Source organism: Acinetobacter sp. Ac_5812 (assembly GCF_013072695.1).
Lineage (GTDB): Bacteria > Pseudomonadota > Gammaproteobacteria > Pseudomonadales > Moraxellaceae > Acinetobacter.
On record NZ_LXUK01000005.1, the window covers coordinates 170162 to 197096 of the forward strand.

Annotated in this window: 22 protein-coding genes and 6 tRNA genes; 20 read left to right on the top strand and 8 right to left on the bottom strand. The window is 41.6% G+C overall.

Annotated features, from left to right (window positions below):
* Window positions 1–6 precede the first annotated feature (6 nt).
* On the bottom strand, window positions 7–660 hold the full coding sequence (locus tag A7P55_RS04240; protein ID WP_171551209.1) for a hypothetical protein: 654 nt from the start codon (window positions 658–660) through the stop codon (window positions 7–9).
* A 279-nt stretch (window positions 661–939) separates the two neighbouring features.
* On the opposite strand from A7P55_RS04240, the gene pilG reads away from it, so the two are divergent.
* The 6 genes from pilG (at window position 940) to A7P55_RS04270 (ending at window position 10127) form a co-directional block, all read left to right on the top strand.
* Window positions 940–1323 (top strand): twitching motility response regulator PilG, encoded by a 384-nt coding sequence (gene pilG, locus A7P55_RS04245; protein ID WP_004802929.1) that lies wholly within the window; start codon window positions 940–942, stop codon window positions 1321–1323.
* Between the two features lie 20 nt (window positions 1324–1343).
* Entirely contained in the window at window positions 1344–1706 is a 363-nt protein-coding gene (locus tag A7P55_RS04250) for a response regulator (protein WP_004652355.1), read from the top strand.
* A gap of 40 nt (window positions 1707–1746) precedes the next feature.
* Window positions 1747–2283 carry a chemotaxis protein CheW gene (locus tag A7P55_RS04255; protein ID WP_005206065.1) on the top strand — a complete coding sequence of 179 codons (537 nt, stop codon included), beginning with the start codon at window positions 1747–1749 and terminating at the stop codon, window positions 2281–2283.
* Window positions 2284–2329: 46 nt separating this feature from the next.
* The gene (locus A7P55_RS04260) at window positions 2330–4414 is read left to right on the top strand and encodes a methyl-accepting chemotaxis protein (protein WP_171551210.1); all 2085 of its coding nucleotides are present in this window, start codon (window positions 2330–2332) and stop codon (window positions 4412–4414) included.
* Between the two features lie 153 nt (window positions 4415–4567).
* On the top strand, window positions 4568–9658 hold the full coding sequence (locus A7P55_RS04265) for an Hpt domain-containing protein (protein WP_171551211.1): 5091 nt from the start codon (window positions 4568–4570) through the stop codon (window positions 9656–9658).
* Between the two features lie 13 nt (window positions 9659–9671).
* On the top strand, window positions 9672–10127 hold the full coding sequence (locus A7P55_RS04270) for a hypothetical protein (RefSeq protein WP_005206060.1): 456 nt from the start codon (window positions 9672–9674) through the stop codon (window positions 10125–10127).
* A gap of 51 nt (window positions 10128–10178) precedes the next feature.
* Here A7P55_RS04270 and dapE read toward each other — a convergent pair whose 3' ends face one another.
* The 3 genes from dapE to A7P55_RS04285 form a co-directional block, all read right to left on the bottom strand.
* On the bottom strand, window positions 10179–11312 hold the full coding sequence (dapE, locus tag A7P55_RS04275; RefSeq protein ID WP_171551212.1) for a succinyl-diaminopimelate desuccinylase: 1134 nt from the start codon (window positions 11310–11312) through the stop codon (window positions 10179–10181).
* A gap of 123 nt (window positions 11313–11435) precedes the next feature.
* Window positions 11436–11579 carry an entericidin A/B family lipoprotein gene (locus A7P55_RS04280; protein ID WP_016541456.1) on the bottom strand — a complete coding sequence of 48 codons (144 nt, stop codon included), beginning with the start codon at window positions 11577–11579 and terminating at the stop codon, window positions 11436–11438.
* A gap of 121 nt (window positions 11580–11700) precedes the next feature.
* Window positions 11701–12558, bottom strand: a complete 858-nt coding sequence (locus A7P55_RS04285; RefSeq protein ID WP_171551213.1) for a DUF1853 family protein — start codon at window positions 12556–12558, stop codon at window positions 11701–11703.
* A 100-nt stretch (window positions 12559–12658) separates the two neighbouring features.
* On the opposite strand from A7P55_RS04285, the gene A7P55_RS04290 reads away from it, so the two are divergent.
* From A7P55_RS04290 to A7P55_RS04330, 9 genes are all read left to right on the top strand, one after another.
* A complete protein-coding gene (locus tag A7P55_RS04290; RefSeq protein ID WP_004802942.1) occupies window positions 12659–13024 on the top strand; it encodes a YbaN family protein in 366 nt (121 codons plus the stop codon).
* Window positions 13025–13402: 378 nt separating this feature from the next.
* Window positions 13403–13912 carry a cell wall-recycling L,D-carboxypeptidase ElsL gene (gene elsL / locus A7P55_RS04295; protein WP_171551214.1) on the top strand — a complete coding sequence of 170 codons (510 nt, stop codon included), beginning with the start codon at window positions 13403–13405 and terminating at the stop codon, window positions 13910–13912.
* Between the two features lie 163 nt (window positions 13913–14075).
* Window positions 14076–14151: transfer RNA gene (locus A7P55_RS04300), tRNA-Val, on the top strand.
* 23 nt (window positions 14152–14174) lie between these two features.
* Window positions 14175–14251: transfer RNA gene (locus tag A7P55_RS04305), tRNA-Asp, on the top strand.
* A 43-nt stretch (window positions 14252–14294) separates the two neighbouring features.
* Window positions 14295–14371: transfer RNA gene (locus A7P55_RS04310), tRNA-Asp, on the top strand.
* A 93-nt stretch (window positions 14372–14464) separates the two neighbouring features.
* Window positions 14465–14540, top strand: a tRNA-Val gene (locus tag A7P55_RS04315).
* A gap of 39 nt (window positions 14541–14579) precedes the next feature.
* Window positions 14580–14656 (top strand) — tRNA-Asp (locus A7P55_RS04320).
* 139 nt (window positions 14657–14795) lie between these two features.
* Window positions 14796–14871, top strand: a tRNA-Val gene (locus A7P55_RS04325).
* Between the two features lie 88 nt (window positions 14872–14959).
* Window positions 14960–15442 (top strand): DUF2750 domain-containing protein, encoded by a 483-nt coding sequence (locus A7P55_RS04330; protein ID WP_171551215.1) that lies wholly within the window; start codon window positions 14960–14962, stop codon window positions 15440–15442.
* 22 nt (window positions 15443–15464) lie between these two features.
* Here A7P55_RS04330 and A7P55_RS04335 read toward each other — a convergent pair whose 3' ends face one another.
* On the bottom strand, window positions 15465–16250 hold the full coding sequence (locus A7P55_RS04335) for a YdcF family protein (RefSeq protein WP_171551216.1): 786 nt from the start codon (window positions 16248–16250) through the stop codon (window positions 15465–15467).
* A 118-nt stretch (window positions 16251–16368) separates the two neighbouring features.
* On the bottom strand, window positions 16369–18906 hold the full coding sequence (locus tag A7P55_RS04340; protein WP_171551217.1) for a sulfite reductase flavoprotein subunit alpha: 2538 nt from the start codon (window positions 18904–18906) through the stop codon (window positions 16369–16371).
* Between the two features lie 240 nt (window positions 18907–19146).
* Here A7P55_RS04340 and A7P55_RS04345 point away from each other — a divergent pair, with 240 nt between their 5' ends.
* Genes A7P55_RS04345 through A7P55_RS04360 form a run of 4 tightly spaced genes read left to right on the top strand, consistent with a single transcriptional unit; the run spans window position 19147 to window position 22623 of the window.
* Window positions 19147–19680 carry a PAAR domain-containing protein gene (locus tag A7P55_RS04345; RefSeq protein ID WP_171551218.1) on the top strand — a complete coding sequence of 178 codons (534 nt, stop codon included), beginning with the start codon at window positions 19147–19149 and terminating at the stop codon, window positions 19678–19680.
* Window positions 19673–20401, top strand: a complete 729-nt coding sequence (locus tag A7P55_RS04350; RefSeq protein WP_171551219.1) for a VRR-NUC domain-containing protein — start codon at window positions 19673–19675, stop codon at window positions 20399–20401. Before A7P55_RS04345 ends, A7P55_RS04350 begins: the two co-directional genes overlap by 8 nt.
* A gap of 13 nt (window positions 20402–20414) precedes the next feature.
* On the top strand, window positions 20415–21515 hold the full coding sequence (locus tag A7P55_RS04355) for a type VI immunity family protein (protein ID WP_171551220.1): 1101 nt from the start codon (window positions 20415–20417) through the stop codon (window positions 21513–21515).
* A gap of 4 nt (window positions 21516–21519) precedes the next feature.
* Window positions 21520–22623, top strand: a complete 1104-nt coding sequence (locus tag A7P55_RS04360) for a type VI immunity family protein (RefSeq protein ID WP_252727819.1) — start codon at window positions 21520–21522, stop codon at window positions 22621–22623.
* Between the two features lie 111 nt (window positions 22624–22734).
* On the opposite strand, the gene A7P55_RS04365 is transcribed toward A7P55_RS04360, so the two are convergent.
* Complete coding sequence (locus A7P55_RS04365) at window positions 22735–23316, bottom strand: YcxB family protein (RefSeq protein ID WP_016541443.1); 582 nt, start codon at window positions 23314–23316, stop codon at window positions 22735–22737.
* A gap of 105 nt (window positions 23317–23421) precedes the next feature.
* Window positions 23422–25596: a YccS family putative transporter gene (gene yccS / locus A7P55_RS04370; protein WP_171551221.1), complete on the bottom strand. Its 2175-nt coding sequence runs from the start codon at window positions 25594–25596 to the stop codon at window positions 23422–23424.
* A 107-nt stretch (window positions 25597–25703) separates the two neighbouring features.
* Here yccS and A7P55_RS04375 point away from each other — a divergent pair, with 107 nt between their 5' ends.
* Window positions 25704–26918 (top strand): multidrug effflux MFS transporter, encoded by a 1215-nt coding sequence (locus A7P55_RS04375; RefSeq protein WP_171551222.1) that lies wholly within the window; start codon window positions 25704–25706, stop codon window positions 26916–26918.
* The last annotated feature ends 17 nt before the right edge of the window (window positions 26919–26935 follow it).

Sequence of the window (26935 nt, forward strand, 5' to 3'; positions counted from 1 at the left end):
TTGAGCTTAAGTCGAGCCGAGTGCATTTAAGCGATTGATAATATCGCTATATTCAACTTCAGTCTTGTGATAGGCATTGCGTAGGCTTTCAACCGTTTTTTTGACGTTTTCAATATTTTGAGCATTATTTTCTAGGTTGCTTTTAAGTTGTGTTGGTAACATTTCGCCTTTACGGTGATATTCCATTTCTTGACGCTTAAAACCAATCTTGTCCTTTTGCAATTGCTGCAATTGTTCCTGTTGATAATTCAACTGTTTTTTGAGGTTGGTTAAAATTTGATCGCGTTTTGCCGCTGCGATTTGTGGACTACCGTAGGCACGTTTGAGCCTTAAATCCTGTTCACGACGGCGTGCGAGTGACTCACGTTGGGCTGATTGCTGAACATCAGCAGCAGCATTATAAGCACGATTACGTTTGATCACTTGCATATTACGATCAAGTGCTTCATAACCATGTCGGATGTGTTCTGGCGTGACCGAGGTACTGACATTGGCAACACCATTTTTGTCATAATAACGATACCAAACAGGTTTAACCTGTTCAGTTGCTGCAAAAGTGGAACTGTTGACAAATAGCAATAGAAAAAAATAACAAATGTAACTACGAGTAATCGTTGTAAAGTGACGAATGCGGAAACCGCACTTTAACGAACCAGTCATTACATTCCCCGTAAAAAAGTTAATTAAATCACTTATTTTTAAATAATAATCAGTTGTATATTAGTGCTAATTTAGACATTTAAAAATAGTTATTCAGCAAAAAAATTAGGAATTTAATTAAAAGTGTGAACTGTTTGTGATTGTTAAGCGAAACTGATAGGTTGGTTCAAAAAACTTCATTGATAATGCAAGTAAAGATATGTTAAAAATATCAACTAATCTGTATAAAACAAATTAAACCAACCATAGTTTGTATTGAGTATTGGGGCAGGACAATAAATGGACGATAAATTTCAAAATTTAAAGGTGATGGTGATTGACGATTCAAAAACGATTCGCCGTACAGCTGAGACCTTATTACAACGTGAAGGTTGTGAAGTGATCACTGCGGTTGATGGCTTTGAAGCATTGTCAAAAATTGCAGAAGCCAATCCAGATATCGTTTTTGTAGACATCATGATGCCTCGTTTAGACGGTTATCAAACCTGTGCATTAATCAAAAACTCTCTAAATTATCAAAATATTCCAGTAATTATGTTGTCAAGCAAAGACGGTTTGTTTGATCAAGCGAAAGGGCGTGTTGTGGGGTCGGATGAATATTTAACCAAGCCATTTAGTAAAGATGAATTGTTAAATGCGATTCGCAACCACGTTAGCGCATAAAATTTAAGATTGAGGAAAAAATGGCTCGTATACTTATTGTAGATGATTCACCTACTGAAACATTTCGCTTTAGAGAAATTTTGACGAAGCACGGTTATGACGTTATTGAAGCGACCAATGGTGCTGATGGGGTCACTATGGCTCAAGCAGAATTGCCTGACTTGGTATTGATGGATGTGGTGATGCCAGGGATGAATGGCTTTCAAGCAACACGCCAGATTAGTAAGGGCAAAGACACACAGCATATTCCTGTTGTAATCGTGAGCACCAAAGATCAGGCTACTGACCGTGTATGGGGTAAACGTCAAGGGGCTTGTGATTATTTGACTAAGCCGATTGATGAACAGCAGCTTATTGATGTAATTAAACAATTATTAAGTTAATTTTTTGCTCAAGATGAGCCTTCTCAATACGGGATAGGGTATGGCAGCAAATGGATTTATCGAATTGCTTCGTTTATCCAAGCGAGGCAATAAACAATACACTTCAACTCAAAATGAAGTCAGCCGTTGGTCTGGTATCGCATTTGAGATGTTAGGGCAATATTTTGTTGCGCCGTTAGGGGAAATTTCGGAGGTGATTTATCCTCCGAAATATACACCAGTACCAAATACTCAGGCGTGGGTGCGCGGTTTGGCCAATATTCGTGGACGACTACTTTCAGTTTCTGATTTAACTCATTTTATTTCAGGACAACGAAGTCAGTTTTCCCCAACGCAAAAAGTGATTTGTATTAGCCATCAAGACCATTATGTGGGGTTGGTCGTCGATCAGGTTTTGGGGATTCAACACTTTAATAAAAAGAGTTTTTTCTCTCAGAATAATGAGCTGGATAATAAATTGAAAGATTATTGCCAAGGTCATTTCCACCAACATAATCAACAATGGCACGTGTTTTTATTGAGTCGGTTGCTCAGCAATCCACAATACATGAACGCATCAATAAAATTTATAAACTAATTTATACGCTACGGAACATAAACGCGTATTCAGGGGAGAAGCTGATATGGGCTTTAAACTTAAAAAAAAGAACGGCAATGGCGATAGTGCAGGGCTGAAAAAAGGTGGTGCGTTTTTAGATAATATTAAAGCGCAACTTGACCAGTTTTCACGCTTATTCGGTGAAACAGAGAAATCGAAACCGATTATCTATCGTGCTTTAATTGCTTTGGCCCTTGCAGTTATCCTCTTAATTTACTTATTCGTGAGTGTTCCGCGTTCAAACCAGTTGACCCGTAGTCTGGGTGAATTGCGTTTGTTATCGCAAACGATTTCGCGTCAAGCAACTGAAGCAACTGCATCTGGTACGCCAGAAGCGATGAAAAAATTGGTCGAGTCAGAGAAGCAGTTTGCCGAAAACCTAGACACTGTTGAGAGTGTGTACGGTAAAGGCTCTGATGAGTATAAGAAGGTGAGTGGTCTTTGGGATACTGTTGCCAAGAATATTGATCTGATTGCATCGCAACAAAAAGTCATTAATCAACTTTACGATACCAACATTTCGATCAGTGAAACCATTCCTGAAATTCAGGCAGAATATAACTTGATGGTCGACCAGATGGTTCGTGAAAACATGCCGAGTAGTCAGGTAATTATCACCAAAAACCAAGTGTTCATTGCAGAACGTATTTTACGTTCGATCAACTCGGTATTGGTCGGTACGGACAACTCAAACGTGTCGGCGAATGACTTTGGTGCCGATATTGATACCTTTGGTGTGTATTTAAATGCACAGTTAAATGGTAGCTCAGAGCTTGGTGTAGACCGCATCAGTTCAGCAGCATTGCGCGAATCTGTAGACAGCATTAAATCTGATTATGACGCCGTATTGAAATCTGCGGCAGCAACGGTATTGCAAAACGCCAACCAGATTGTTCGTGTACGCCAGGCATCTTCACAAATTTTCTCTCAGTCCGATGCACTTTTAACTTCGCTCAACGATTTATCAAAGAAAGCCGAAGGCGGTTGGGATAACGTTGTTGCTGGTATTGTATTGATTGGTGCTTTGGGTTTACTTGTATTCTCAGCATTACAATTACTTGCATTACGTAGTAATACCGATAAAGAACGTGTAACGCGTCTACAAGACGAATATGACCGTAACCAAAATGCGATTTTACGTTTACTGGATGAGATCGCCGACTTAGCGGATGGTGACCTACGTTCTTATGCAACAGTATCGGAAGACTTTACCGGTGCGATTGCTGACTCGATTAACTTCGCGATTGACCAGTTACGTGACCTTGTATCTCGAATTACCGATACCTCGCAAGAAGTTGCACGTTATACCCAAGATACCCAGAGCATTACCAACCAGTTAGCAGAAGCTTCTGAACATCAGGCGCAAGAAATTGCAGGTGCATCAGCGGCGATGAACGAAATGGCATTGTCAATTGACCAAGTATCTGCCAACGCATCTGAATCTGCTGACGTAGCACAACGTTCGGTACAAATTGCAACCAATGGTGCGCAAGTGGTAAACCGTTCGATCGAAGGTATGGATCATATTCGTGAACAGATTCAAGAGACCTCAAAACGTATTAAACGTTTGGGTGAATCTTCTCAAGAGATTGGTAACATTGTCTCGTTGATTAACGATATTGCCGACCAAACTAACATCTTGGCATTAAACGCAGCGATCCAAGCATCGATGGCGGGTGAAGCAGGTCGTGGTTTCGCGGTCGTAGCCGATGAAGTACAGCGTCTTGCAGAACGTTCTGCATCAGCAACCAAGCAGATTGAAAGCTTAGTAAAAACCATTCAAACAGATACCAACGAAGCGGTAATTTCGATGGAACAAACCACGTCGGAAGTTGTACGTGGTGCGAACTTGGCAAAAGATGCGGGGATTGCACTGGATGAGATTCAAACTGTATCGGGCGATTTGGCAAAACTGATTGAAAGCATTTCGGATGCAGCAAAACTTCAGTCTGCATCTGCCAGTCATATTGCAACTACGATGAATGTCGTACAGGAAATTACTTCACAAACAACAACTGCAACGTTTGATACAGCGCGCTCAGTTTCTGAGTTGGCAAACATGGCTGAATCATTACGTGAATCGGTAACTGACTTTAAGTTACCTGAGTAAACCGAATTGGAAAGGCAGATGGGGGTGTCTGTCTTTCCATTTTTAGAGATGTTGGATATCTCAACAAGGTGATGGCGAAATGTAACTACATCTTGTGTGATAGATAGGCGTAATTTTTACCCACGTTGGTGGATAAAAACGAAAGAAGCAGCTATGAAACAAATATTAAAAACGTTAGTTGAAACGATGACGCTTCCTGAAGACAGTTATCTTGAACAAGATGCAGAGATTCTTGAAATTTTTATTGAAGAATTAGATGAGATCTTTGTTGAGTTAGAACCATTATTAGTTCAATGGACGGAACAACCACATCAGCAAGATGTGCTCACTGATATTCGTCGCCATTTCCATACGCTGAAAGGGTCTGGAAGAATGGTGGGGGCGAAGTCGTCTGGAGAGTTGGCATGGACGGTTGAAGATACTTTAAATCGTGTAATTGCAGGTACGATTAGCTTAAATACCGATATCCAACGCTATATACAAGCAGTTTTCAATCTTTACCGTTTTAAACTGATTCATGATTTTAAAGCAGTTCAAAGTCATCTCATCGATTTCAGACCACTGGTTTTATTGGGACAACAATTACAACAACAGCAAAGTCCTGAGCCAGCATTGGCTGAGTTATTTAAGCTTGCTACTGATCTGACGCATGATGATGTCGTGACGGGTCTTGAATGGGCAGATCTCGAAGCAGTTGAAGAAACTGTTCCTGAAACTATCGCAGTCGAATCTCTTTCAGCTGAGACAACAGTTCATACCGATGATGAGGTTCTGGCGAAGGAAACTTTGGCTATCTTCTTGGAAGAAGCAGAAGAGCATCTTGCCACGATTGATCAATTCTTGGTAAATGACCGTCCAAGTAATGATCACTATAATACGCTGATTCGAGCATTACATACCTTACGTGGTAGCTCTGCCATGGCGCAGGTTGACCATGTGTTTGAGGCTAGCTCAAAAGTTGAGAATCTGTTTAAAACATTATTACAAGAAGAGCTGGATTCAAGCTCAGATGAAACGGCTCTGCTGACACATTATGCTCAATTTGTACGTGATTATTTACATACTTTGAAACAGCAAGCTCCACAGCAGAAATTTGATGAAATCTACCAGACCTTCAATGTTGCTTGGGATAGCTACGATTTCCAACTTGAAGAAAAGAATGGGAACACCGTTCGACCACAAGGTTTAGTCTCTGAGTTACTTGAACTCAATATTAACGATCTATTAGACGTTGAGTTCGATTTTGAAAAACGTGCACGTCAGGAGTTCCCGCAGTATATTCAGTTACTCAGCCAGCAAGCTGAGACCTTGTTGCAGCATACTCATCACCATGCAACCATTGGGATGTATCAATACACCAGTCAGTTGCGTTCTAGCTATCAAGATATTCTTTTTAAACCAAGTCTACTTAATCTTGATTATGCATTTGAGCTTTATCACCAAGTCCATCAACAGTTTATCCAACTGTTTGATACTTTGGCTGCAGGACAGCGTGTTACCTTAAGCAAAGCGCATGAACTTGTTTTAAATGAATTAAGTTCCTTCACTCAGCAAAATGTTGAGTCTCTGGAAACACCTGTTGTTGAAGTGACTGAGGCAGTTGAAGAGACAAATACACTCGAACTCCAAGAGGCAACTACGCCTGTTATTGCGAGCACCGATTTAGCCGCTCAATTTGCTTTAGATAAGCAGCAATTACAGTCAGATGAAGCGAATCGAGATTTTGATCCTGACGTATTAGATATCTTCCTTGAAGAAGCTGACGAATTACTGGGTGGGATTGATACTGATCTGAATACATGGGCTGCGGACTATCAAAACGTCAATGCCTTAAAGAATTTGATGCGCTATTTGCACACCTTAAAAGGTGGTTCAAATATGATTCAAGCGCGTCATATTGGTTTGATTGCGCATGAATTAGAAACCATCTACGAGAAGTTGATCAACCAACAAATTCAAGTAACGCCACAGTTGATTACTGCGATTCGTTCAGTGCAAGATGATATTGCCGATCGTATTCAAACCATTCGTGATCAGCAGGTGGATTATCCATCGACACACACTCTAATTGTGCTCGCCGATTTATCGAAAACAGCTGCTGTGGCAGATCCAGTTGAAACTGAATTGGTACCAGCAACACTACAAGAACCATCCGCTGTAATTGAAGATGTTGCTGAGTCATCAGATTCAATTATGACGGTTGCGCCAGTCCAAACTGAATCTGTGTCAGCAACGATTGATGTCACCACATTCGCTGCTCAGTTGGCTCTGGATAAGCAACAGTTACAATCAAGTGATGCAAACCGCGACTTTGATCCTGACTTGTTGGATATCTTCCTTGAAGAAGCAGATGAGTTGATGGGTGGAATTGATGCAGATCTAAATACATGGACTGCCGATCACCAAAATATTAATGCTTTAAAGAACTTGATGCGTTATTTGCACACCTTAAAAGGTGGTTCAAATATGATTCAAGCGCGTCATATTGGTTTGATTGCGCATGAGTTAGAAACCATCTATGAAAAACTGATCAATCAACAGATTCAGGCAACGCCACAACTGATTGCGATCATTCGTTTAGTCCAAGATGATATTGCAGATCGTATTCAAACCATTCGTGATCAGCAAACAGATTATCCATCAACGCATGTGGTGCAGTTACTACAACAGGCAGATCAAACAGTTGCTCCGGCAACGCTTGAACCAGTTGTTGAGGCTATACCTGTAAGTGTAACTGAAACTGAGCGTGTTGATACTCAGGCAGAAGTATTTGAACTTGTCGAAGCTGAAGCTGAAATTGACCTGCAGCCGATGGCACTTGAAGAGCAAGTCGGCAGTGTTGAAGTCGAAGAAGAAGTGTTGGAAGATACTTCAGCAGCTCAAATCGTTGAGACTGAGACAGTATCGGCTGATGATGATGTTCGCTCTCTGGTTGAACAGACTTTCCTTGAAGAAGCTGAAGAGTTAATAGAGCAGGCACAGGGCTTATTAAAACAATGGTTTGATCAACGCAGTAACCGTAGTTTACTGTTGCAGTTACAGCGTAATGCCCACAGTCTTAAAGGTGGTGCACGTATGGCAGAAATGGATGCGATTGCCATTATTGCCTACCACTTAGAAAATGCATTTGAGCAATTTGGTGTACATCATTTCAACTCGAATGTGTATGACAACCTACTGAACACTGCATTTGCGTGGCTTGAAGATGCAATCTCTAAACGCCAATATGCAAACTTTGATGGCTTAAAACAAAGCTTGGAGAAGATGGAGTTTGTCGACGTTTCGGCGCAACTCCCACAGAAACTTTCTACCAAAGATATCTTTACTCCTGAATATACGATGGAGTTTGTTCAAGGGGATGGCACTGAGCCACCGTCAATGCTGGGTGAATGGGAAACCGCTGAACGCATTGAACAAAATAATGAAATGATCCGTGTTTCTGCTGACGTCATTGAGAAGATGATTGATTTGTCAGGGGAGAATGCGATCAACCGTTCACGTATCGAGATGGACTTAGGTCAGTTGGGCGGTACCTTGACGGAAATGGAACTGGCAATCAAACGTTTGGCGGATCAGTTGCGCCGAATGGAAGGTGAGTTAGAAAGTCAGATTATTGCACGACATGGTGGTGAAAACTCGCGTTATGCCGACTTCGACCCATTGGAAATGGACCAATATTCATCGTTGAACCAATTGTCCAAGTCTTTGGCAGAGTCTGCATCGGATTTGGTTGACTTCAAAACTACGCTGTCTGAAAAGATTCGTGATACCGAAGGTTTGCTGTTACAACAGTCTCGTATTCAAGCTGAAATTCAAGAAAGCTTGATGCGTACTCGCTTGGTACCATTCTCTCGTTTATTGCCGCGTTTACAACGTATTGTGCGTCAAACAGCATCGACCTTAAACCGCCCAACAGAACTGGTGGTGAATAATACAGAAGGTGAATTAGACCGCAGTATTCTTGAACGTTTGGTTGCGCCGTTTGAACATATGTTACGTAATGCGATTGACCACGGCATTGAAGACCGCGAACAGCGTTTACAAGCACAAAAGCCAGAAACTGGACATATTGTGCTGAACATTGGTCGTCAAGGCACAGATGTAGTGGTAACCTTTAGTGATGATGGTAAAGGCATTGATGTTCGTCGCATCAAGGAGAAAGCGTTACAAACAGGTCTGATGACCAAAGACCAGAAACTTGATCAGGAAGAAATTCTACAATTTATCTTCCATCCAGGCTTTAGTACCGCGGCTCAAGTCACTCAAATTTCTGGACGTGGTGTCGGTCTCGACGTTGTACAAAGTGATATTAAAGCCTTAGGTGGTCACGTTAGTGTCGATTCAAGCTTAGGTAAGGGCACAACCTTTACCATTCGCGTACCAACCACGGTGGCAGTGAGCGATGCCTTGATGGTAAAAGCAGGCGATCAACAGTTCGCCTTCCCATTGGCACAGATAGATCGTATTGTGCGTATCTCACCAATGGCCTTAGAACAGTACTTTGATAGTCAAGAAGATTACTTCAGCATTGACCAAGAGCGCTATCGTTTACGTTACTTGTCTGAGTTTGTTGCAGGACAGCCAATTCCACGATTGAGTGGTGTGGTTCATTCCTTACCTGTGCTGCTGATTAAAGGTGCTCAAGGTCAGACCACGGCATTATTGGTTGATCAGTTGATTGGCTCGCGTGGACAGATTGTGGTTAAACCAGTGGGACAACAGTTCTCAAGTATTGGCGTGATTGCAGGTGCAACGATTCTTGGTGATGGTCAGGTTTGTTTGATCTTGGATGGTCAAAACATTGCTCGACAAGCGCAATCAACTGCACGTAGTAAGCAGGCGGATGAGACCTATACTAAGCAGCGTTATGACGAACGTCGCTTGATTATGATTGTCGATGACTCGGTGACGGTACGTAAGGTGACTTCACGTCTATTAGAACGTCAAGGCTATGATGTTGTGACCGCGAAAGATGGTGTCGATGCAATTGAACAGCTTGAGACGGTTAAGCCAGACTTGATGTTGTTGGATATCGAGATGCCACGTATGGATGGTTTCGAGGTTTCGAATCTGGTACGACATCATGAAATTCACCGTGACTTGCCAATTATCATGATTACATCGCGTACTGGTGAGAAGCATCGTGAACGTGCATTATCATTGGGTGTAAACCAATATATGGGTAAACCATTCCAAGAAGAGGCGCTCTTGGAAAATATTGAAAGCTTACTTGCGGTGCGCTAAGAGGTGAAAAATAATGGCTAAGAAAAGCGCAAACTCAGCACTGGGACAGATTGACCAGCAAGAGTTACAACATTTAATTACGGTCTCAACCGGATTTATTGATGCATATATTATTCAATGTCATCAAAAAGTACCGATGCTGTTACCACAAAATATTGTGCTATCAGCAATGGATACTCAAACCAATGTTGATCATATTGAATGGCATGATCTAAAACTTCCAGTCTATGCCGTGAATGATCCAAAACAAAAACAAGGGGTTGCATTGGTGATTGAAGGTGATGACGTTTCTGAACGATTTGCCTTGGTCTGCGATGAAATGCCTGAATCGATTCGTGTGCGTATTTCAGAGATTGTGGATGAAGAGCGCGAAACCGATGACGACAAAGTCTTTAAATATGTAAAAATGGGAGAGCATGAATTCTATGTTCCTCATTTGCAAAATATACAAACCCAGCTCGGGTTGTAATAAAAAAAGGAACTCAGATGAGTTCCTTTTTTATTGATCTCTTTTTATTTTTTAGGCAAGCAGCTCGATTAAGATTTGCTCATAAATTTCAGCCAATGGCTCAAGCTCAGCGACATTGACATGCTCATTAATCTGATGAATCGTGGCATTCAACACACCGAGTTCAAGTACTTGCGCACCTGTAGGGGCAATAAAGCGACCATCCGAAGTTCCGCCACTGGTTGAAAGCACAGTATCGACGCCCGTGACATTCTTAATCGCGGTTTTTGCAGCATTCACCAATTCACCGACAGGAGTCAGGAATGGCAAACCAGATAAAGTCCACTGGATGTCGTAATTGAGTTTATGCTGATCTAAGGTCTCAAGTACACGCTGCTTTAGGATGTCCGCAGTCACTTCAGTCGAGTAACGGAAGTTAAAGGTGACTTTTAATGTCCCTGGAATGACGTTGGTTGCGCCAGTGCCTGCTTGGATATTTGAAATCTGGAATGAGGTTGCAGGAAAATATTCATTGCCGTTGTCCCAAACTGTTTCACACAATTCATTGATGGCTTTAGACGCAGAATGAATTGGGTTCTCAGCGAGATGTGGATAGGCAACATGACCTTGCTTGCCGTGAACAGTGAGTACCGCATTTAGAGAGCCACGACGGCCATTTTTAACGATATCACCCAGTTGATTGGTGCTTGATGGTTCGCCAACCAAGCACCATGTCATTTTTTCATTACGCGCTTCTAATGTTTCAACGACCTTAACTGTACCGTTAATCGATGGACCTTCTTCGTCCGAGGTAATCAGGTAGGCGATTGAACCCTTATGATTAGGATGTTTTGCGACAAAACGTTCAGATGCAACCACCATTGCAGCCAAAGCGGTCTTCATATCTGCAGAACCACGACCATACAACTTACCATCGCGAATACTTGGTAAAAATGGATCAGAATTCCATGCGTCTAAATGGCCAGTGGGTACAACATCGGTATGTCCTGCAAAGCAGAATACTGGATTTTCAGTACCGCGGCGTGCCCATAAATTATCAACATCTTCAAAACGCATGTGTTCGATATTAAAGCCAATCTTTGCCAAGCGTTCTGCCATGATGTTTTGACAATCATGATCTACAGGCGTTACAGAAGGTTGGCGAAGGAGTTGTAAACTAAGTTCAAGCGTATCGGAATGGTTCATGCGAGATGTAGCTAAATCTGGTGAAATGTGAACCGATATAATAGGGGAATATGCAGCAGAAAGGTATGGGAAAATAAACCTTATCTAGGTTTAGATAAGGTTTTGGTAAGTTGCTTTCAGGGATTACATTTTATCTTGTGTTTTCTCCGCAGTTTGTGTGACTTTATCACCTGCCTTAGACACATCTTTACCAATACCTTTAAATGTATTACAGCCAGTTAAAACAAAAGCAGTCATGATTGAAGCAACTAAAATTTTTTTCATCATCGTCTCCATTTCAATTTAATTATGATGTACTTAAGAGGCTAAAAAAGTTAACAGAAAATGACTATGTGGGTTTGATGGTAGATGTGTTATAAAATGTTAATTTGTAGAATAATAATTCACTTTATTTCATAAATAAAAGTGAAGGCTGGCGAAACATATAATAAGAAGATGTTGGCTGGTCCTGATAATACAAACCATTGCTCCACCAGACTGCGGTTTGTGATGAGGGCTTTAGATCAGGGCAGAGCCATTCATGCCGTTGTAGGCGGTAATAAGGTGTTTGTGGGATGTGCGTCCCCCAATGTCCTAAACGTCGTGATGTATTGATCCAAGACGGTAGATTTAAGTTGTTTCGCTCTTGGGGTAGATAGAGTTGGCCTTTCATTACTGCAAACTTTCTTTGAATTTGATGATGATTGGCTTCTGAAAACTGAAATTGCCGTTCAGTAAAATGTTTTAACTTTCGCTGTAAAGTATCTTCTCGGTTTAGGCCATACCATTGCGCTAAATCTAATTCATTTTCACCCAGATAATATTTTAGTGCGACTTCCCAATGTTCAATTTCATTTGTTCGTGTATGGAGTACAACAAAATCGAGTTCACCTAAGGTGACAGCACCTGCAATTTTTTGAATACTATGTCCCAACAGTTGGTAGGGATGATAGTCATCATCCAATAACCAGAACCAGAGTAAATTCTCAAAACGCAAACCGAGACGGGTACTTTTGAGTTGTGCCAGAAAATCAATCAGTGGCTGAGGCTGTTGATCGAGCTGCTTTAATCGCTGTTCATAGTTTTGATAATGAGTGTGCCAAATCGAATCGTGATGAAGCTCAAAATGATGTTTTACATTAAGTTCATTGGGAATTTCAGCCAATATACTCGGGCTGGCAATACAAAATGCTAAATGTCGTACGATTGGGTTATTAAACTGTAACCACGGTTCAAAATAACTGGAAGTGGCAATCAGGTTAGACATGAATTAACTCAATCATTGAAATAATAAGTGAAGTTTAAGAAAGAACGATAAAAACACTTTATACTAGCACGGTTGTAAATCGGTGTTGGTTAATTGCTCAATGAAAACATTATTCTGGCGTAGTTTAGTCGTGATTTTTATTACGTTAGGAATTATTGGGGCAATTCTGCCGGGGATGCCAACCACTGTATTTCTGATTCTTGCGGCATGGGCTGCATCGAAAGGCTGGCCTGAAATGGATGCATGGTTGTTGAATCATCCCAAATATGGACCGACCTTACGCAATTGGCGTGAGCATGGCACTGTTCCCCGCAAGGCAAAATGGATTGCCAGTATCATGATGCTGATCAGTGGTATTTTGATGCTATTTACCAATGCGCCATTTTGGGTAAAAGTTTTTACCGATGTCACCATGTTTATCGTGGCTGTGTGGTTGTGGTTACGCCCCGAGCCTGAGCAGCGTTAAGAAAAGCAACGCTCTTGCGGAATATATTCCTCATGCGCAAGACGAGCGGCTATGCCGCGAGTGGCGAGTTAAGAAAAGCAACGCTCTTGCGAAATGTATTTCTCATGCGCAAAACGAGAACTATATTCGAGTGAAAGTGCTAAGAAAAGCAACGCTTTGCTCGAAGCGCAAGACCTTGCGCCAAATATGGCTCATATGCTGTGAGTGGCAAGGATAAATAAACTTAAAGCACTGCTTTTAGCTTAATCTCAAAGATAAATCATGCTGTTTTGTTTTTTATATTTAAAATCAATGAACAATTAAAACTACTGAAAAGTACAAGAAAAAGATTACGGTCTATGTTGAAATAAAAGTGTTCTATCATCTATCGAGATAAAAATGAGCTATACCCTAGATCAGGCAGATATCGTCATTGATTTAGCAAAACAAACCTTACATTTGCCAAAACATAATAAATTCTATGTGATCTCTTCAGGTAAAAACGGTATTGGCGAACAAGAGAATAGTGGCAAGACTCCACGAGGTTGGCATCAGGTTGCGCAAAAGATTGGTGGTGATGCGCCTAAAAATGCTGTCTTTATTGCTCGCCAACCCACAGGTGAAGTGTATGACCAACAATTAGCCCAACAATTTCCACAACGAGATTGGATATTGTCACGAATTTTATGGTTGGATGGCTTGGAGGAAGGCTTTAATCACGGGGAAGGGCGCGATACCTTTAAGCGCTATATCTATATTCATGGCACACCAGATACCGAACCGATGGGTATTCCAATGTCACATGGGTGTGTTCGTATGAAAAATGATGAAATTCTTGAGCTGTTTGAGCTCGTTTCTGAACAAGCTTTGGTTTATATTTCTGAACAAGCCTTAGAAAATAAAGCGTGAAAATGCAAATAAGTGCTTAAATAAAATACGAAAATATCATTTTTTTGATGGAATGACTTATTTTTTAATCATTCGTACGGTTTTTTCGGAAAAGAGTGGCAAAAGCGTTTGACAGGCTGTAAAGATTCTCTATAATGCACCTCACAAACGATGAAGACGTTAAGGGCGCTTAGCTCAGTTGGTAGAGCGTCTGCCTTACAAGCAGAATGTCGGCGGTTCGATCCCGTCAGCGCCCACCAAGCCTTTACGTTAAAACTCAAGTGCAGCGGTAGTTCAGTTGGTTAGAATATCGGCCTGTCACGCCGAGGGTCGCGGGTTCGAGCCCCGTCCGCTGCGCCACTTAAGTTTTAATAATTGTTTGTCATGATTGCAAAATTATCGTGCAGCGGTAGTTCAGTTGGTTAGAATATCGGCCTGTCACGCCGAGGGTCGCGGGTTCGAGCCCCGTCCGCTGCGCCACTTAAATTTGCAAGAATGAACACCTTGGGATACAAGATGATAATTTTTATCTTGCGTCATAAAGATTGATGGTTAATCAGTTTTTATTCCTTAGGGCGCTTAGCTCAGTTGGTAGAGCGTCTGCCTTACAAGCAGAATGTCGGCGGTTCGATCCCGTCAGCGCCCACCATAATTTGTGACATTTACTTCTTAATAGAAGTAGTACAGTGCAGCGGTAGTTCAGTTGGTTAGAATATCGGCCTGTCACGCCGAGGGTCGCGGGTTCGAGCCCCGTCCGCTGCGCCATTCTCTTGATATCAGTTTAAGAGAATGTTAGTTTTAACAAGTATTTTTATACTTGATCTCTGATTCGAGATGCCATTAGAAAAATCAAAGATTTTTCTCTTGCGCTCAGACAAAGCTTCGCTTTGTTTATCCTCGCTCAGGGCGCTTAGCTCAGTTGGTAGAGCGTCTGCCTTACAAGCAGAATGTCGGCGGTTCGATCCCGTCAGCGCCCACCATATATCTCCCCAAATCTCATATCATTGTAATCCATACAAAGTTATTCTATGATTAGCGTCAATAATGATTCTAATATTGAAGTACTTTATGAGAAACCCTTATCAACGCAAGGCTGCGTCGAAATCTCAAACTACACCTTCTGGTTCTTCACTCAAAGACGCTTACCGTCAGTTCATTCAAAATATTGTTATGCAACGCCACGTGATTGCACTGTATCACGATGGTTGGGCCTTATGCTCAACACCCTCTGGGCAGCATGCGTTATCGGTTTGGCAAAATAAAAGTTTGGCCAAACTATTAATTAAAGACAATTGGGCGCAATACGAAATTCAGGAAATAACTTTACTGGCTTTTATTGAAAAAATGATTCCATTTTTAAAAGAAAATAATACGATCTTATCTCTAGATTTAACCCCAGAGGGAAACAATTTATTGGTTTCCCCTGATTCTTTGTTATTGGATATTAAGAATTTTTTATACCAAATATATTTACAACGTCCAGATGTCTTTGCTGAGTTAAAACTTCCTTTACCACGTGATATTCGTTTGCATAACTCAGCTTCATCCTAGTATTGAAGGGGGAGACCCTCAATCAATATTCATTCAAGATCCAGCCACTCGCATAGGCGAAATATTCTCTTAGCCATGCATTGTAGCGTGTGCTAAGAGGTGTGGTAGCACCGAGCAGGGTAATATCAGTATAGCCCTGTTTCTTGGCAATGGCAGCAGCACGCAAGGTATGAAAATCACTGGTTACGATTGCAATTGGTTGTTGAATGCTAATCTGTTGTGCCTGCAAGAGCTGTTGGCTATTTTTAAGATTCAGCTCGGTGCTGGTGCTTTTATCTTCCAAAATGATTTGTGATGCAGGAACGTGATAGTGTTGTTGTACGTAACGTGACATCACGATAGCTTCGCTGTCTGTTTCACCAAAATCAATCCCTCCTGTCATGACCAATTTGGCTTGTGGTTGAGCCAAAGCAATTGGGGCAGCGCGGTCTAAACGTTTGGCTAGCGTTGCAGATGGTTGTCCTTTCTCCACACCACTACCGAGTACAATAATCGCCCTAACCGCAGGAATGTGCTGAGTTTTGGCATTATTGTCTGATAGATAATCAAAGAAATAGCCTAAGCTCACTAACCAGATCCAGAAACAGAGCCAGCCAAAGCGCCAAATTGAATGCAGGCGGAAATGATAGAAAAAGAAACGTTCAATATGATAGTAGAAATAAGCATAGAGACAGAAAAATAGCCCAAGGAGGAGAGGGAGTACTGTTCCGATGTGAATCTTTTTAAAGGCGATCAGAATTGCGCCATCTAAGAACAGAACTGAACCGATAAGGGCTAAAATAATACGAACCCATGAACTTATTTGCATAATCTTAATTGTGTCGATTTGAACCGTGCTAAGTGTATGCAAAATTCAGAGAAAGGCAAATCCTCTTAATGTCTTATAAAAAAACGAGTGGTTGGCACTCGTTTTTTATAGAAAAGAATTAATAAACGTCTCGGCGATAACGACCAGCTTGTCTTAACTCATCCAGTTTTTCTTCGCTGAGAATATCTGTCAAAGCTTGATCAACACCTGAGGCCATGCCTTCGATACTACCACAGACATAAATCACAGCCCCTTGCTCAATCCACTTGATCAGTTCATCAGCATTGTTGCGTAATATATCCTGAACGTAGATACGCTGTTGTTGATCGCGAGAAAAAGCCAAATCCAGACGTTGTAGTGTCCCCATGTTTAACCAAGCTTGAATGGTTTCTTGGTAGAAGAAATCATGTTCGCGTTGGCGCTCACCAAAGATCAGCCAGTTTGCCGTGTAATTTTGTCGATTACGCTGTTGTAACAGGCTCATCAAACCAGCAATACCTGTACCATTACCAATACAGATAATCGGGCGGTTATCGTCAATTAAATGAAAGGATTCATTGGTCCGAATACGTAAAGCAACCGTTTGCTTAAGCTCTGCAAATTCGGTTAACCAACCAGAACCAAGGCCGAGTTGATCATTTTCATCGCGTTTTTGACGAACAACCAGACGCAGTATTTGTTGCGATGGAATACTGGCAATCGAATATTCACGCGTAGGTAAAGTCGGCAACTGTTCCAGTAAATCTTCAAGCGAACTGAAAGGCTTGATTTCAACCCGCAAATTTTTATCCCAAAGTGCTTGTTCAATATTTTGGTTCAATGATTTAACGATACTGTGGGCTGGGGTTTGGTACTTGATCAAGAAGTTTTGAATTTCAGCAAGGCTATTGGCTGGTTGAATCTCAGCAATATCGCCTGCATGCCATGTCATATCAGAAGCCGAACGCAGTTCGATATTGTAGGCTGCTTGCCCGAGGCTGTCTGGATTGAGCAGGGAGCGTTCGCTTAAGGTCCATTGATCAAATACTTTCTCAATATTCATTGCATGTAGCTCATGCTGGGTTACCACAGACAAGCCCTGATTCCAACGCTGAATATCGTTGGCATTGGCATTATCCACTTCGATCAAATCGAACAATGGTTGTGCTTTGCATTGTTTTAACCATGCATCGACTGCATAGCCGAAGCTGCAATAACTATCAGAGTATTCTTTTGAACCCAGCGCGAGTACAGCATATTGCATTTGGCTAAGATCAAGCTTTTGTTGCATCAGTTTCTTGCTAAAACTTGCGGCCAGATCAGGTGCCTCACCTGTGCCATAGGTACTGATCACAAATAAAACCTGTACTGCTTGTTGCAGGTCTTGCTCAGTCAATTGCTGGATCGGTTTAACCATCGTTGGTTGTTGCGCTTCCTGCAAGCTGGTCGCAGTACGCCATGCCAGTTGTTCAGCTACACCAGTTTGCGTCGCATAAGTGATTAGCCAAGGCTTGGCATTTGGATCAATTTGTTGTGCACTAAGAGACTGACGTGCAGCTAGGGTCAGCTTTTTCTGTTTGCGACGTTTTAGATACAACATCCAACCAGTCACGAAGAATAAAGGCATGGCCAGTGAAGCCAGCATGGCAATAAATTGATAGGTCGAACCAAAAAAGCTGCCGCGATGCACAGGCAACATGCTGCTCATGATTTTTTCGTTGAGCTGCTTGTCTTCATACAATTCAAATTTTTCGAATTTATTGTCTTGATAATTATAGACTGCTTGGTTACGCGCACGTTCATGTTGAGGAATGGCATCGACAAACGAGAGTTCAACTTTTGCATCCGCATTTTTTGGAATATTCAGGGTTAAGCTTGAGTATTCACGGCCAATCTGCGCATTTACCCCAGTCCATGTCTGCGTCAGGATGCTGTTAAGTTGTGCTTTTTCCAGCTCAGGCTGTTTATTTTTGCCACGTTCATTGTTTTGTTGATTACGTTGTGGTTGTTCAACACCCATGACTTTGAACATACCTGCACGCCACCAGTCATAAGACCAATATAAGCCGGTGCATGCAAACAATAGATAGAACACCACCACCCAGGTTCCAACCACTGCATGTAGATCCCAAATAAAATTACGACCTTTCAGTTTTGGCTTAATAAATAACCATTGTTTGATGCTATGTTTCTTTGGAAAGCGCAGATAGATGCCACTCAATACAAAGAAAATCAACATCAGCGTAGATGCCCCAGTAATCTGTGCCCCAAATTCTCCCGCGGTTAAATTACGGTGCAACCGCTGAATAAATTGCAGCGTGTCACGACCTTTAATATCAGGTAGGACCTCAGCGGTATAAGGATTCACCATCATATTATAGCCACGACGTGCACCTTCTTTTTTGATATTGACGGTCGAAGATGCAGTTGGGTCAGAAGCAATGGTAATGCTGTTAATTTCAATCTCGGGTTGCTGCTGATTGAAATGTTGATACAGCTGAGCAGGCGTGAGTTTTGGGGTTTGAGCAACCTCAACAACATAGCTGTCTTGGTTGATCCATTTTAGAATCTGTGGTTCGTATGAGTAGATTGCACCTGTTACCCCCATCAAAGAGAGAATAAGCCCCGCGGTAATCCCTAAAAACCAATGAATTTGGAAGAATGCTTTTTTAAACATGGTCAAAAAATGGAAAGATAATGAAGTTCATGTAAGAAATTATAACCTAAGAATAAGTACATAATATGGATTTTGTAGGTAATGTTGATTTTGATTCTCATTTCTTTCAGTGCAATCTGAATTTTCTTTAAAGCTGTAGAGGTTTACTTAATTTTACCAATAAAACGGACTGGTCTGTATACAGGTGGCTTTTATTGTTTATAATTTAGTTAAATTAAAAATAATGATAAGGATATCTATATGGCTCTAGCTATAATTGTGCAAGGTTGCAAGACAGATCATGGTGGTGTGGTTATACAAGGACACTCAAGTATTTCAATTAATGGTATCGGCATGGCGGGCAAGGGCTATATGGTCGCTTGCCCTAAATGTAAAGGTGTGTTCCCAATTTCTGAAGGCGCAGAAAATTTTATCCTACCTGATGGTAATCCTGTCGCTTTGGCTACGATGAAAACGGCATGTGGTGCAACCCTCCTTCCAAGTTCATTTTTGGTGGTTGTTGACCCAAGCTCACCCTTTGGTTCTCAACTGACGGGGAACCCTAATGATGAAGGTGAAGATACCGTACCACCACCTGAAGATCATACAGGGCGGTTTCAATTGGTTGATCAAAATACAGGACAACCAATTACGAATCGTCGTGTAAGAGTCACTTTAGCTGATGGTACCAGTACGATGTATACAAGTGATGATCAAGGCTTTACTGATTGGATTTATACGCCTTCTGAGCAAGAAATTCATCTCAATTTAGTGGATGAATTGGACAATGGCTGAACAAGGAAAACCTCTTGGAACATTAAAAACGGCACCTGCTCAACTTCAAACAATTAAAGTTGTTGCTATTGGAAATGATCAACTGGACCCACAAGACAAAGAAGTGATCTGTAAGGCAATTTGCTATTGTGATGCCAGACCCAATAAAGGTAAGGCAGGGCATAATCAGTACCAATCATGTGTATCTGAGCGTTTAAAGGAACTAGATCGCTTCTTGGGGCATCATAGCCCTTATAAGCCCGAAGTAAACTATGACATGCATAAAAATCCTCCTGAACCCATCATGGACAAAGGAATTTTAACTAAGGCTCATGACTATCTTCCAGGATGGATTAAAAAATACTGGGAAAAGGACAAAGGCTATCCTTATGAGGCTGGCGAAGGTATGATTCGACGTCCTGATGTTATCATTGTCAAAGACCCGACCAAACCGCCCACACAAGACAATATTAAACAGGTGGTTGAAGTTAAATTTGGCAATGATGTATTTACTGAAAGGCAAAAAAAAGATTATGCAAGAATTGCAGGTGGTGAAAGTAAAGTAAAACAACTAGATGCAAATGAATGTGATTGCGGCAATCAAAAAGATGGCAATGCAACAGAAGTATCGACCGCAGCAGCTTGGGCTGCTGCAATAGCAGGAACACTTTTATTTTTTATTTCCAAAGGCAAAACACCTAAACCTCGTTTTCCACTCCCTAAACCCTCTCCAGCTTGGTGATTTGGACAAAGTTATGCATTTTAAAAATCAAGAAGACTATAAAGTTTGGGCTGACCAACAGGAAAAAGGCGCAATTGGTGGAGGTATTTTCACTCCTCAAGGACCTGAAGATTATGTTGGGGCCATTCCTGCCATTCGTGCTGTGCTTTATTTTAAAGAAGGCTATAGCGATGAAATGCGTGAAGCCATAGTGCAATGCTTTGATGATTATCAAAAAATTGCTAAAAGTCATTTAGCATGGTTATGGCAAGATGAACCACCCAAAGGTGAAAAAGCAACTTCAGCCTATAAAGATACAAAACCATTAACAGATATTTTGAAATCCTACAGCCAAATGAAAGCATTTAATTTGCTATATACCAGTGGCAAAGAAAAATTTGCTACAGGCGCTTGGGAATTTAATGTTGGAGGGGGTAGCAAGTGGCAATCAGAAATGGAAATTTATCAAAGTAATTTAACATTTTCCATGCCAGTCGAATGGGTTGAAGAGAATACAAAATTATTTATTGAGTTATTTATTAACTGCGCGCAACGCTTAAAAGCCAATCATGGTTATGCTGGCTATGCCTGTATCATCTCTAAGATTAGATCTGAGAAAAATGAACCAACCGAAGCCTACTTGTCTCGTAAACTCTGGGCAATGAATGTCGGTAGTCCATTCCTAGAATCAGATCATTTATTAAATGGTATAAAAACAGTCAGTTGGCTTACTGCCATTAACCATGAATGGTTTAATAAAATTCGTGAAGAAAAAGCCCTAAATAGTGAATTACCAATGAGCTGGTTTATTGGGTACGATTATGGGACTGGCATCGTGATTCAAGCAGGCAATCTCCCTTTAAGTGGTTCTGACGAAGTTGACCCTCTGCCTGCACCTTATGTCTTACTCAATCGTATTCTGAAGCCATTACGAGTCGAAAGGATACAGACGCTGCATAGAGGTAATTACGATACAGAAGAAATACCTCTGCTTAAAGGTTATCGAGCCGAAGCATGGATGAAACGTTTTGACATTAAAGATGATCAGAAGCTTGAGTATTTTGGCAAGCTACAATTTGAGCCAAAGTTAAACTCGAAACATGCATTCTTGGATCGGCGTGTTGATTGGGGGTAGGTCTTTGCATTTTAAAAATCAAGAAGATTATAAAGTTTGGGCTGACCAACAGGAAAAAGGCGCAATTGGTGGAGGGATTTTCACTCCACAAGGACCTGAAGATTATGTTGGGGCAATCCCTGCCATTCGTGCCGTCCTTTATTTTAAAGAAGGCTATAGCGATGAAATGCGTGAAGCCATAGTGCAATGCTTTGATGATTATCAAAAAATTGCTAAAAGTCATTTAACATGGTTATGGCAAGATGAACCACCCAAAGGCGAAAAAGCAACTTCAGCCTATAAAGATACAAAACCATTAACAGATATTTTGAAATCCTACAGCCAAATGAAAGCATTTAATTTGCTATATGCCAGCGGAAAGGAGAAATTTGCGACGGGCGCATGGGAGTGTAATATTAGCGGAAAAAGTAAATGGCAAATAGAAAATGGGACATATCAAAGTACCTTAACTTTTTCGATGCCTGTTGAATGGGTAGAAGAAAACACCAAAGTTTTTATTGAGTTATTTATCAACTGTGCTCGACGCTTAAAAGCCAGTCATGGTTATGCGGGCTATGCTTGTATTATTTCTCAAATCCGTGATGACAAGAATGAACCGACAGAAGCCTATTTATCTCGTAAATTTTGGGCAATGGATATCGGGAATCCATTCCTTGACGCAAGTTATTTGCTTAATGGCATAAAAACAGTCAGTTGGCTCACTGCAATTAACAACGAATGGTTTAATAAAATTCGTGAACAAGAAGCCCTAAATAGTGAATTACCAATGAGCTGGTTTATTGGGTACGATTATGGGATTGGCATCGTGATTCAAGCAGGCAATCTCCCTTTAAGCGGTTCTGACGAAGTTGACCCTCTGCCTGCACCTTATGTCTTACTCAATCGTATTCTGAAGCCATTACGAGCCGAAAGGATACAGACGCTGCATAGAGGCAACTACGATACAGAAGAAATACCTCTGCTTAAAGGTTATCGAGCAGAAGCATGGATGAAACGTTTTGACATTAAAGATGATCAGAAGCTTGAGTATTTCGGCAAGCTACAATCTGAGCCAAAGCTAAACTTGAAGCATGCATTCTTAGATCGGCGCATAGACTGGAATAGCTAGCCGATGCATTTTAAAAATAAATAAAATAAAGACCTTATCCTTAAATTTTTCTTTTATGCATCCAGTAAAAAACCTCCCATCAAGGGAGGTTTTTGAATCAATCTTTAATGTTTAGATTGATTTGGCTGCGCCAACTGTTTCATTCAAATGTCTACGTATGGTATTGAACGAGAAATTCTTTGAGTCCATACGTTTTGGCAAAATATAGGCACCTTGTTGTTCTTCACCTTTTGCTTTTACTTTGAAGTTCACCAAAATAAAGTCAGGTGAACTATACCATTCGTAAATGTCTTTCCAGCCAATGGTTGCAGTACCTTCTTGTAGGCCCATTTTTTGGCGCATCACGATACCGTGAGGTTGTACACCTAAACGTAGACCTTTAATTTCCTGTACAGGGAATTCAGTCATCTTGCGTTTAACGTACCATTCTAGACCAAAACGTTTGATCAAATAGAACAGCACCACACTCACAATCACCACCCAACAAATCACGGTTGAGTAGGTTGAATAATATTTAATAAGTCCTGCAGCAACCAATGAAAGCACAACCAGTGCAATCATAATCATCCATGCTTTGCGGCTGAATTTGTTGGTACTACGCCAAATCATCAGTTGAGCTTGACGTTGTTCAGCTTCAGAAACTTCGTAAGGAACAGGTTGTAGCGTATAAGCGTATAGCGTTTTGGCGGTCATAGTATAAAAAATGAGTATATAACTGGGTTTAGTTTAACATCTATTGGCATGCAAAGATATTATGCCAATGGCGAACATCGGTGGCGATTGCATTCACAACAGCCTTTAAAGTGAAGCAAATTCGGTACCATCTTCATTCGGTTCATGGCTCAGACTTTGTTTCAACATACTTAAGCGTGTTAACACACTCAGCATGAGCGAAAGCTGCTGCAAAATAATCAGCGATTTCGGGTCGTTGTCATCATTGCGGCCCAAGCGTTCACGAATGGTTTGCATTAGATTTTGTGCTGATAAATCAGGGACTTCATCTCTGAGCAAGGCACCTTGAATATCATCCAAAGCTTGATCGAGTAAGCTCAGCACTTCCTGATCTTGAATTTGTTCACGATGTGCCCCCAAGGCTGCGATATAACTTAAAAAGGTATGGCTGAGACATAAAAATTCAAAAGCCAAACTTTTTCGGTTCATATCAATATTTGGTTCAGTTGCAATGGTTGAAATCAATGAAGCGACTTCTGCATCGGTATTGTGCGCAGCGCGTCGAACCACTCGGTAGTTCAAGGCATTGTTACGGCCCTGATGATATTGTTCCACCACCTCGGCCAGATATTTACATTGCGCCTGTAAGGAGCGTTGAATTGAGCGGGGCAATCTACGGAACTTCCAGTCTGGCCAGATAAAGCTAACCCCAAACCATGCCAAAGCACAGCCAATCACCGTATCAATAAAACGGGGTAAACCCGCTGCGAATGCAGAGCCATCTAGGTTAAAGTTGATTAAGGCGAGAATGGTAATAAAGGCAGTGGCTTGTGCATATTGTTTACTCCGCAGTTCCAGAAATAGGACACCACTCAGGATCAGCATGACCAATTGACCTTCGATTGAAGGAATAAAATAGATAATCGCTAAACCCACAATAATCCCGATCAGGGTTCCGATGATACGTAGATATAAACGTCGCTTGGTGGCGTTGAAGTTGGGTTGGCAGACAAACAATGCCGTTAATAAAATCCAGTAACCATAAGCAATATTGGTCATCTGGATAAACAGATAACCAATAAAGAGGACGATGGATAAACGCACGGCATGACGGAAGAGTACCGATTCAGGTGTGAGATGCTGTTTCACCCGAACCATGATGTCATTCCAGCCTTTGAGATCATCATCTTTGAGCTGACTTTCTGCATGCTCTGCATCAATCTTTTGCAGATTCCGTTCGGTCTCTAGGTTCTGTAATTGCGCATCAATTGACTTCAGGTTTTGATAGAGCGCAAATAAGGCATTCACCCGTACCTGATCATAATGTCCATCTTCACGCAGTTTTTCTAAGGACAGTCTTAAATTTTCAAAACTGTGTTTAAAGCGCTTGTTATGCACATAACGGGTACGGCTTAAAATGGATTGTGCCAAGTCCTGACAGGCTTTGCCTTGAATAGATAAAATCCGTTGAAAGCGGAATAAGATATCGCTGTGCTGAAAGACCTTTGCCAGCTTTTGATAATCGATATGCGCCGAGTCCGCGCGTTCATGAATATCTTGTGCCACAAAATAATATTGCAGACTGCGCCGAGTATCTTTTTGTCCTCGGTCGCCCTTCAAACGAGTCAATAACGACATACGGAGGTCATTGAAGATCCCCACCAATTTGCCATTTTCCAAGGCGATATCAATCATGCTTTGTTGATAGCTTGATGGCGTCATGTCCACATCAAATAGATTTGACTTAGCAAATAAAAAGCTACCGAGGGCTGAATAGGAAGCTGAAAGTTGATCCTGAACTTTTCGGACAGGGAACAGCAGAAAGCTGATGGTTGAAAGTAAACCATACCAAGCCGCACCGACAACAAGCAGAGCAGGTTGCAGATACCATTGTTCAAATAAATGTACGCCCAACATGGAATAGACCGAAATGACCAGACAACCATAGGCAATGGTGGCATAGCGACGACCTAAAGAACCCAATAAGATCCAGCCGATACAAGAGGCGATTAATCCAATTGCAAAGGCGATCGGATAGGGGAATAACAGTTGAACCGAAGCCGCTGTAATGAAGAACCCAATATAGGTATAAATCAGGTTCATGATGCGCACAGAAAAGCGGTCATCAATATCACTAATGGCTGCTGCAACGACACCGAGTGTTAAGGGAATCGTTGCCAATTGATAATCTAAAAGATAGGGAACAAAAGCAGTCCCCGTAAAGGCGATTAACATACGCACGTTATACATCAATGTGGTGTTATAGGTTGCTTGTCTTAAACGTCCGAACCAAGGATTCAAAGTTTGTCCTTTTTGTATTCTGCAATCAATTTTCTGATTCTTATTATGCACAAATATGTTGAGGATGCTAAGCTTAGAATGGTGATTAACATGAAAAGTAGAGCATTATGCAGGCAGAGCAAACCAATCAGCGTCAATATTCAACAGCATGGATTTTGTTGCTTGCTTTGTTAACCGCATTAGGGCCGCTATCGATTGATATGTACTTACCTGCACTGCCGCAAATGGCAGATGAGTTCGGGGTCAGTACTCAAATGGTTGCCAATACCTTACCCGCTTATTTCTTGGGACTGGCGATTGGACAGTTGATTTATGGACCTGTCAGTGACCGGATTGGCCGTAAAAAGCCTTTATATTTTGGCTTGGCCTTGTATGCAATTGCCAGCTTGGCCTGTGTATTTGCAAGCAATGAGTGGGCTTTGATTGCAGCTCGTATCTTTCAAGCTTTAGGTGGCTGTGTCGGTGTAGTCATGGCGAGAGCAACCATTCGTGATCGTCTGGATATGCATGGCTCTGCACAAGCCTTTTCCAGCATGATGATTGTGATGGGGCTGGCACCGATTCTGGCGCCAATCTTTGGTGCATGGATTCTTAACTTCTTTCCATGGCAAGCAATTTTTATCACTTTATCAATGATCGGGGTGATGTGTTGGCTTTGTGTGCATTTCTTCTTTAAAGAATCTCTACCTGTCGAACGCCGTTTAAAACTCTCGGCTTATCAAGTCACGACCCTTTATGCTGCAATTTTAAAAGATGAAAGTTTCCGTGTGCCGATGTTTGCGGGTTGTTTAACTGGGGCAGCCTTATTCTGCTATATCAGCTCGGCTTCCGAAGTGTTTATGGGACAATATGGTTTGTCGCAGCAACATTTTTCCTATGCCTTTGCTTTAAATGCCGCAGGGATCATGTTGATGTCTTCGCTGAATAAACATTTGAATACCCGAATGGGAATTTTTCAGCGTTTACGCCTTGGTGGTTTAATCCAGTGTTTTGGGGCATTGATTGTACTGTGTGCGGGGCTGATGGCAGATGCACCGTTATTACTTCTAATGTCTGGCTTATTTTTGGTGGTGTCTGGAATTGGTCTAACTGGGCCGAATGCGATGGCTTTGGCGATGTCTCAACAAGGTGCACGTGCAGGTACGGCCAGTGCCATCATGGGCAGTATGCAGTTTGCTTGTGGTTTACTGGCAGGGATTATTTTGAATTTCTTGGTGTGGAAGGCATCTCTCAACATGGGCATCATGATGCTTTTATTTACCAGTGCTGGTTTTTTTGCCATTTTAAAAGTTGGAAAACAACAAAGCAGTCTCTCTGCCTAGAGAAACTGCTTTGTTTA

Excerpts from the sequence above, each read along its gene's own strand:
- A7P55_RS04350 (WP_171551219.1), top strand. The coding sequence starts at position 19,673 with ATGGCTGAACAAGGAAAACCTCTTGGAACATTAAAAACGGCACCTGCT.
- A7P55_RS04240 (WP_171551209.1), bottom strand. The coding sequence starts at position 660 with ATGACTGGTTCGTTAAAGTGCGGTTTCCGCATTCGTCACTTTACAACG.
- A7P55_RS04375 (WP_171551222.1), top strand. The coding sequence starts at position 25,704 with ATGCAGGCAGAGCAAACCAATCAGCGTCAATATTCAACAGCATGGATT.
- A7P55_RS04260 (WP_171551210.1), top strand. The coding sequence starts at position 2,330 with ATGGGCTTTAAACTTAAAAAAAAGAACGGCAATGGCGATAGTGCAGGG.
- A7P55_RS04250 (WP_004652355.1), top strand. The coding sequence starts at position 1,344 with ATGGCTCGTATACTTATTGTAGATGATTCACCTACTGAAACATTTCGC.
- A7P55_RS04365 (WP_016541443.1), bottom strand. The coding sequence starts at position 23,316 with ATGACCGCCAAAACGCTATACGCTTATACGCTACAACCTGTTCCTTAC.
- A7P55_RS04290 (WP_004802942.1), top strand. The coding sequence starts at position 12,659 with ATGAAAACATTATTCTGGCGTAGTTTAGTCGTGATTTTTATTACGTTA.
- A7P55_RS04355 (WP_171551220.1), top strand. The coding sequence starts at position 20,415 with ATGCATTTTAAAAATCAAGAAGACTATAAAGTTTGGGCTGACCAACAG.
- A7P55_RS04280 (WP_016541456.1), bottom strand. The coding sequence starts at position 11,579 with ATGATGAAAAAAATTTTAGTTGCTTCAATCATGACTGCTTTTGTTTTA.
- elsL (WP_171551214.1), top strand. The coding sequence starts at position 13,403 with ATGAGCTATACCCTAGATCAGGCAGATATCGTCATTGATTTAGCAAAA.
- A7P55_RS04285 (WP_171551213.1), bottom strand. The coding sequence starts at position 12,558 with ATGTCTAACCTGATTGCCACTTCCAGTTATTTTGAACCGTGGTTACAG.
- A7P55_RS04335 (WP_171551216.1), bottom strand. The coding sequence starts at position 16,250 with ATGCAAATAAGTTCATGGGTTCGTATTATTTTAGCCCTTATCGGTTCA.
- A7P55_RS04330 (WP_171551215.1), top strand. The coding sequence starts at position 14,960 with ATGAGAAACCCTTATCAACGCAAGGCTGCGTCGAAATCTCAAACTACA.
- dapE (WP_171551212.1), bottom strand. The coding sequence starts at position 11,312 with ATGAACCATTCCGATACGCTTGAACTTAGTTTACAACTCCTTCGCCAA.
- A7P55_RS04265 (WP_171551211.1), top strand. The coding sequence starts at position 4,568 with ATGAAACAAATATTAAAAACGTTAGTTGAAACGATGACGCTTCCTGAA.
- A7P55_RS04270 (WP_005206060.1), top strand. The coding sequence starts at position 9,672 with ATGGCTAAGAAAAGCGCAAACTCAGCACTGGGACAGATTGACCAGCAA.
- A7P55_RS04340 (WP_171551217.1), bottom strand. The coding sequence starts at position 18,906 with ATGTTTAAAAAAGCATTCTTCCAAATTCATTGGTTTTTAGGGATTACC.
- pilG (WP_004802929.1), top strand. The coding sequence starts at position 940 with ATGGACGATAAATTTCAAAATTTAAAGGTGATGGTGATTGACGATTCA.
- A7P55_RS04345 (WP_171551218.1), top strand. The coding sequence starts at position 19,147 with ATGGCTCTAGCTATAATTGTGCAAGGTTGCAAGACAGATCATGGTGGT.
- A7P55_RS04255 (WP_005206065.1), top strand. The coding sequence starts at position 1,747 with ATGGCAGCAAATGGATTTATCGAATTGCTTCGTTTATCCAAGCGAGGC.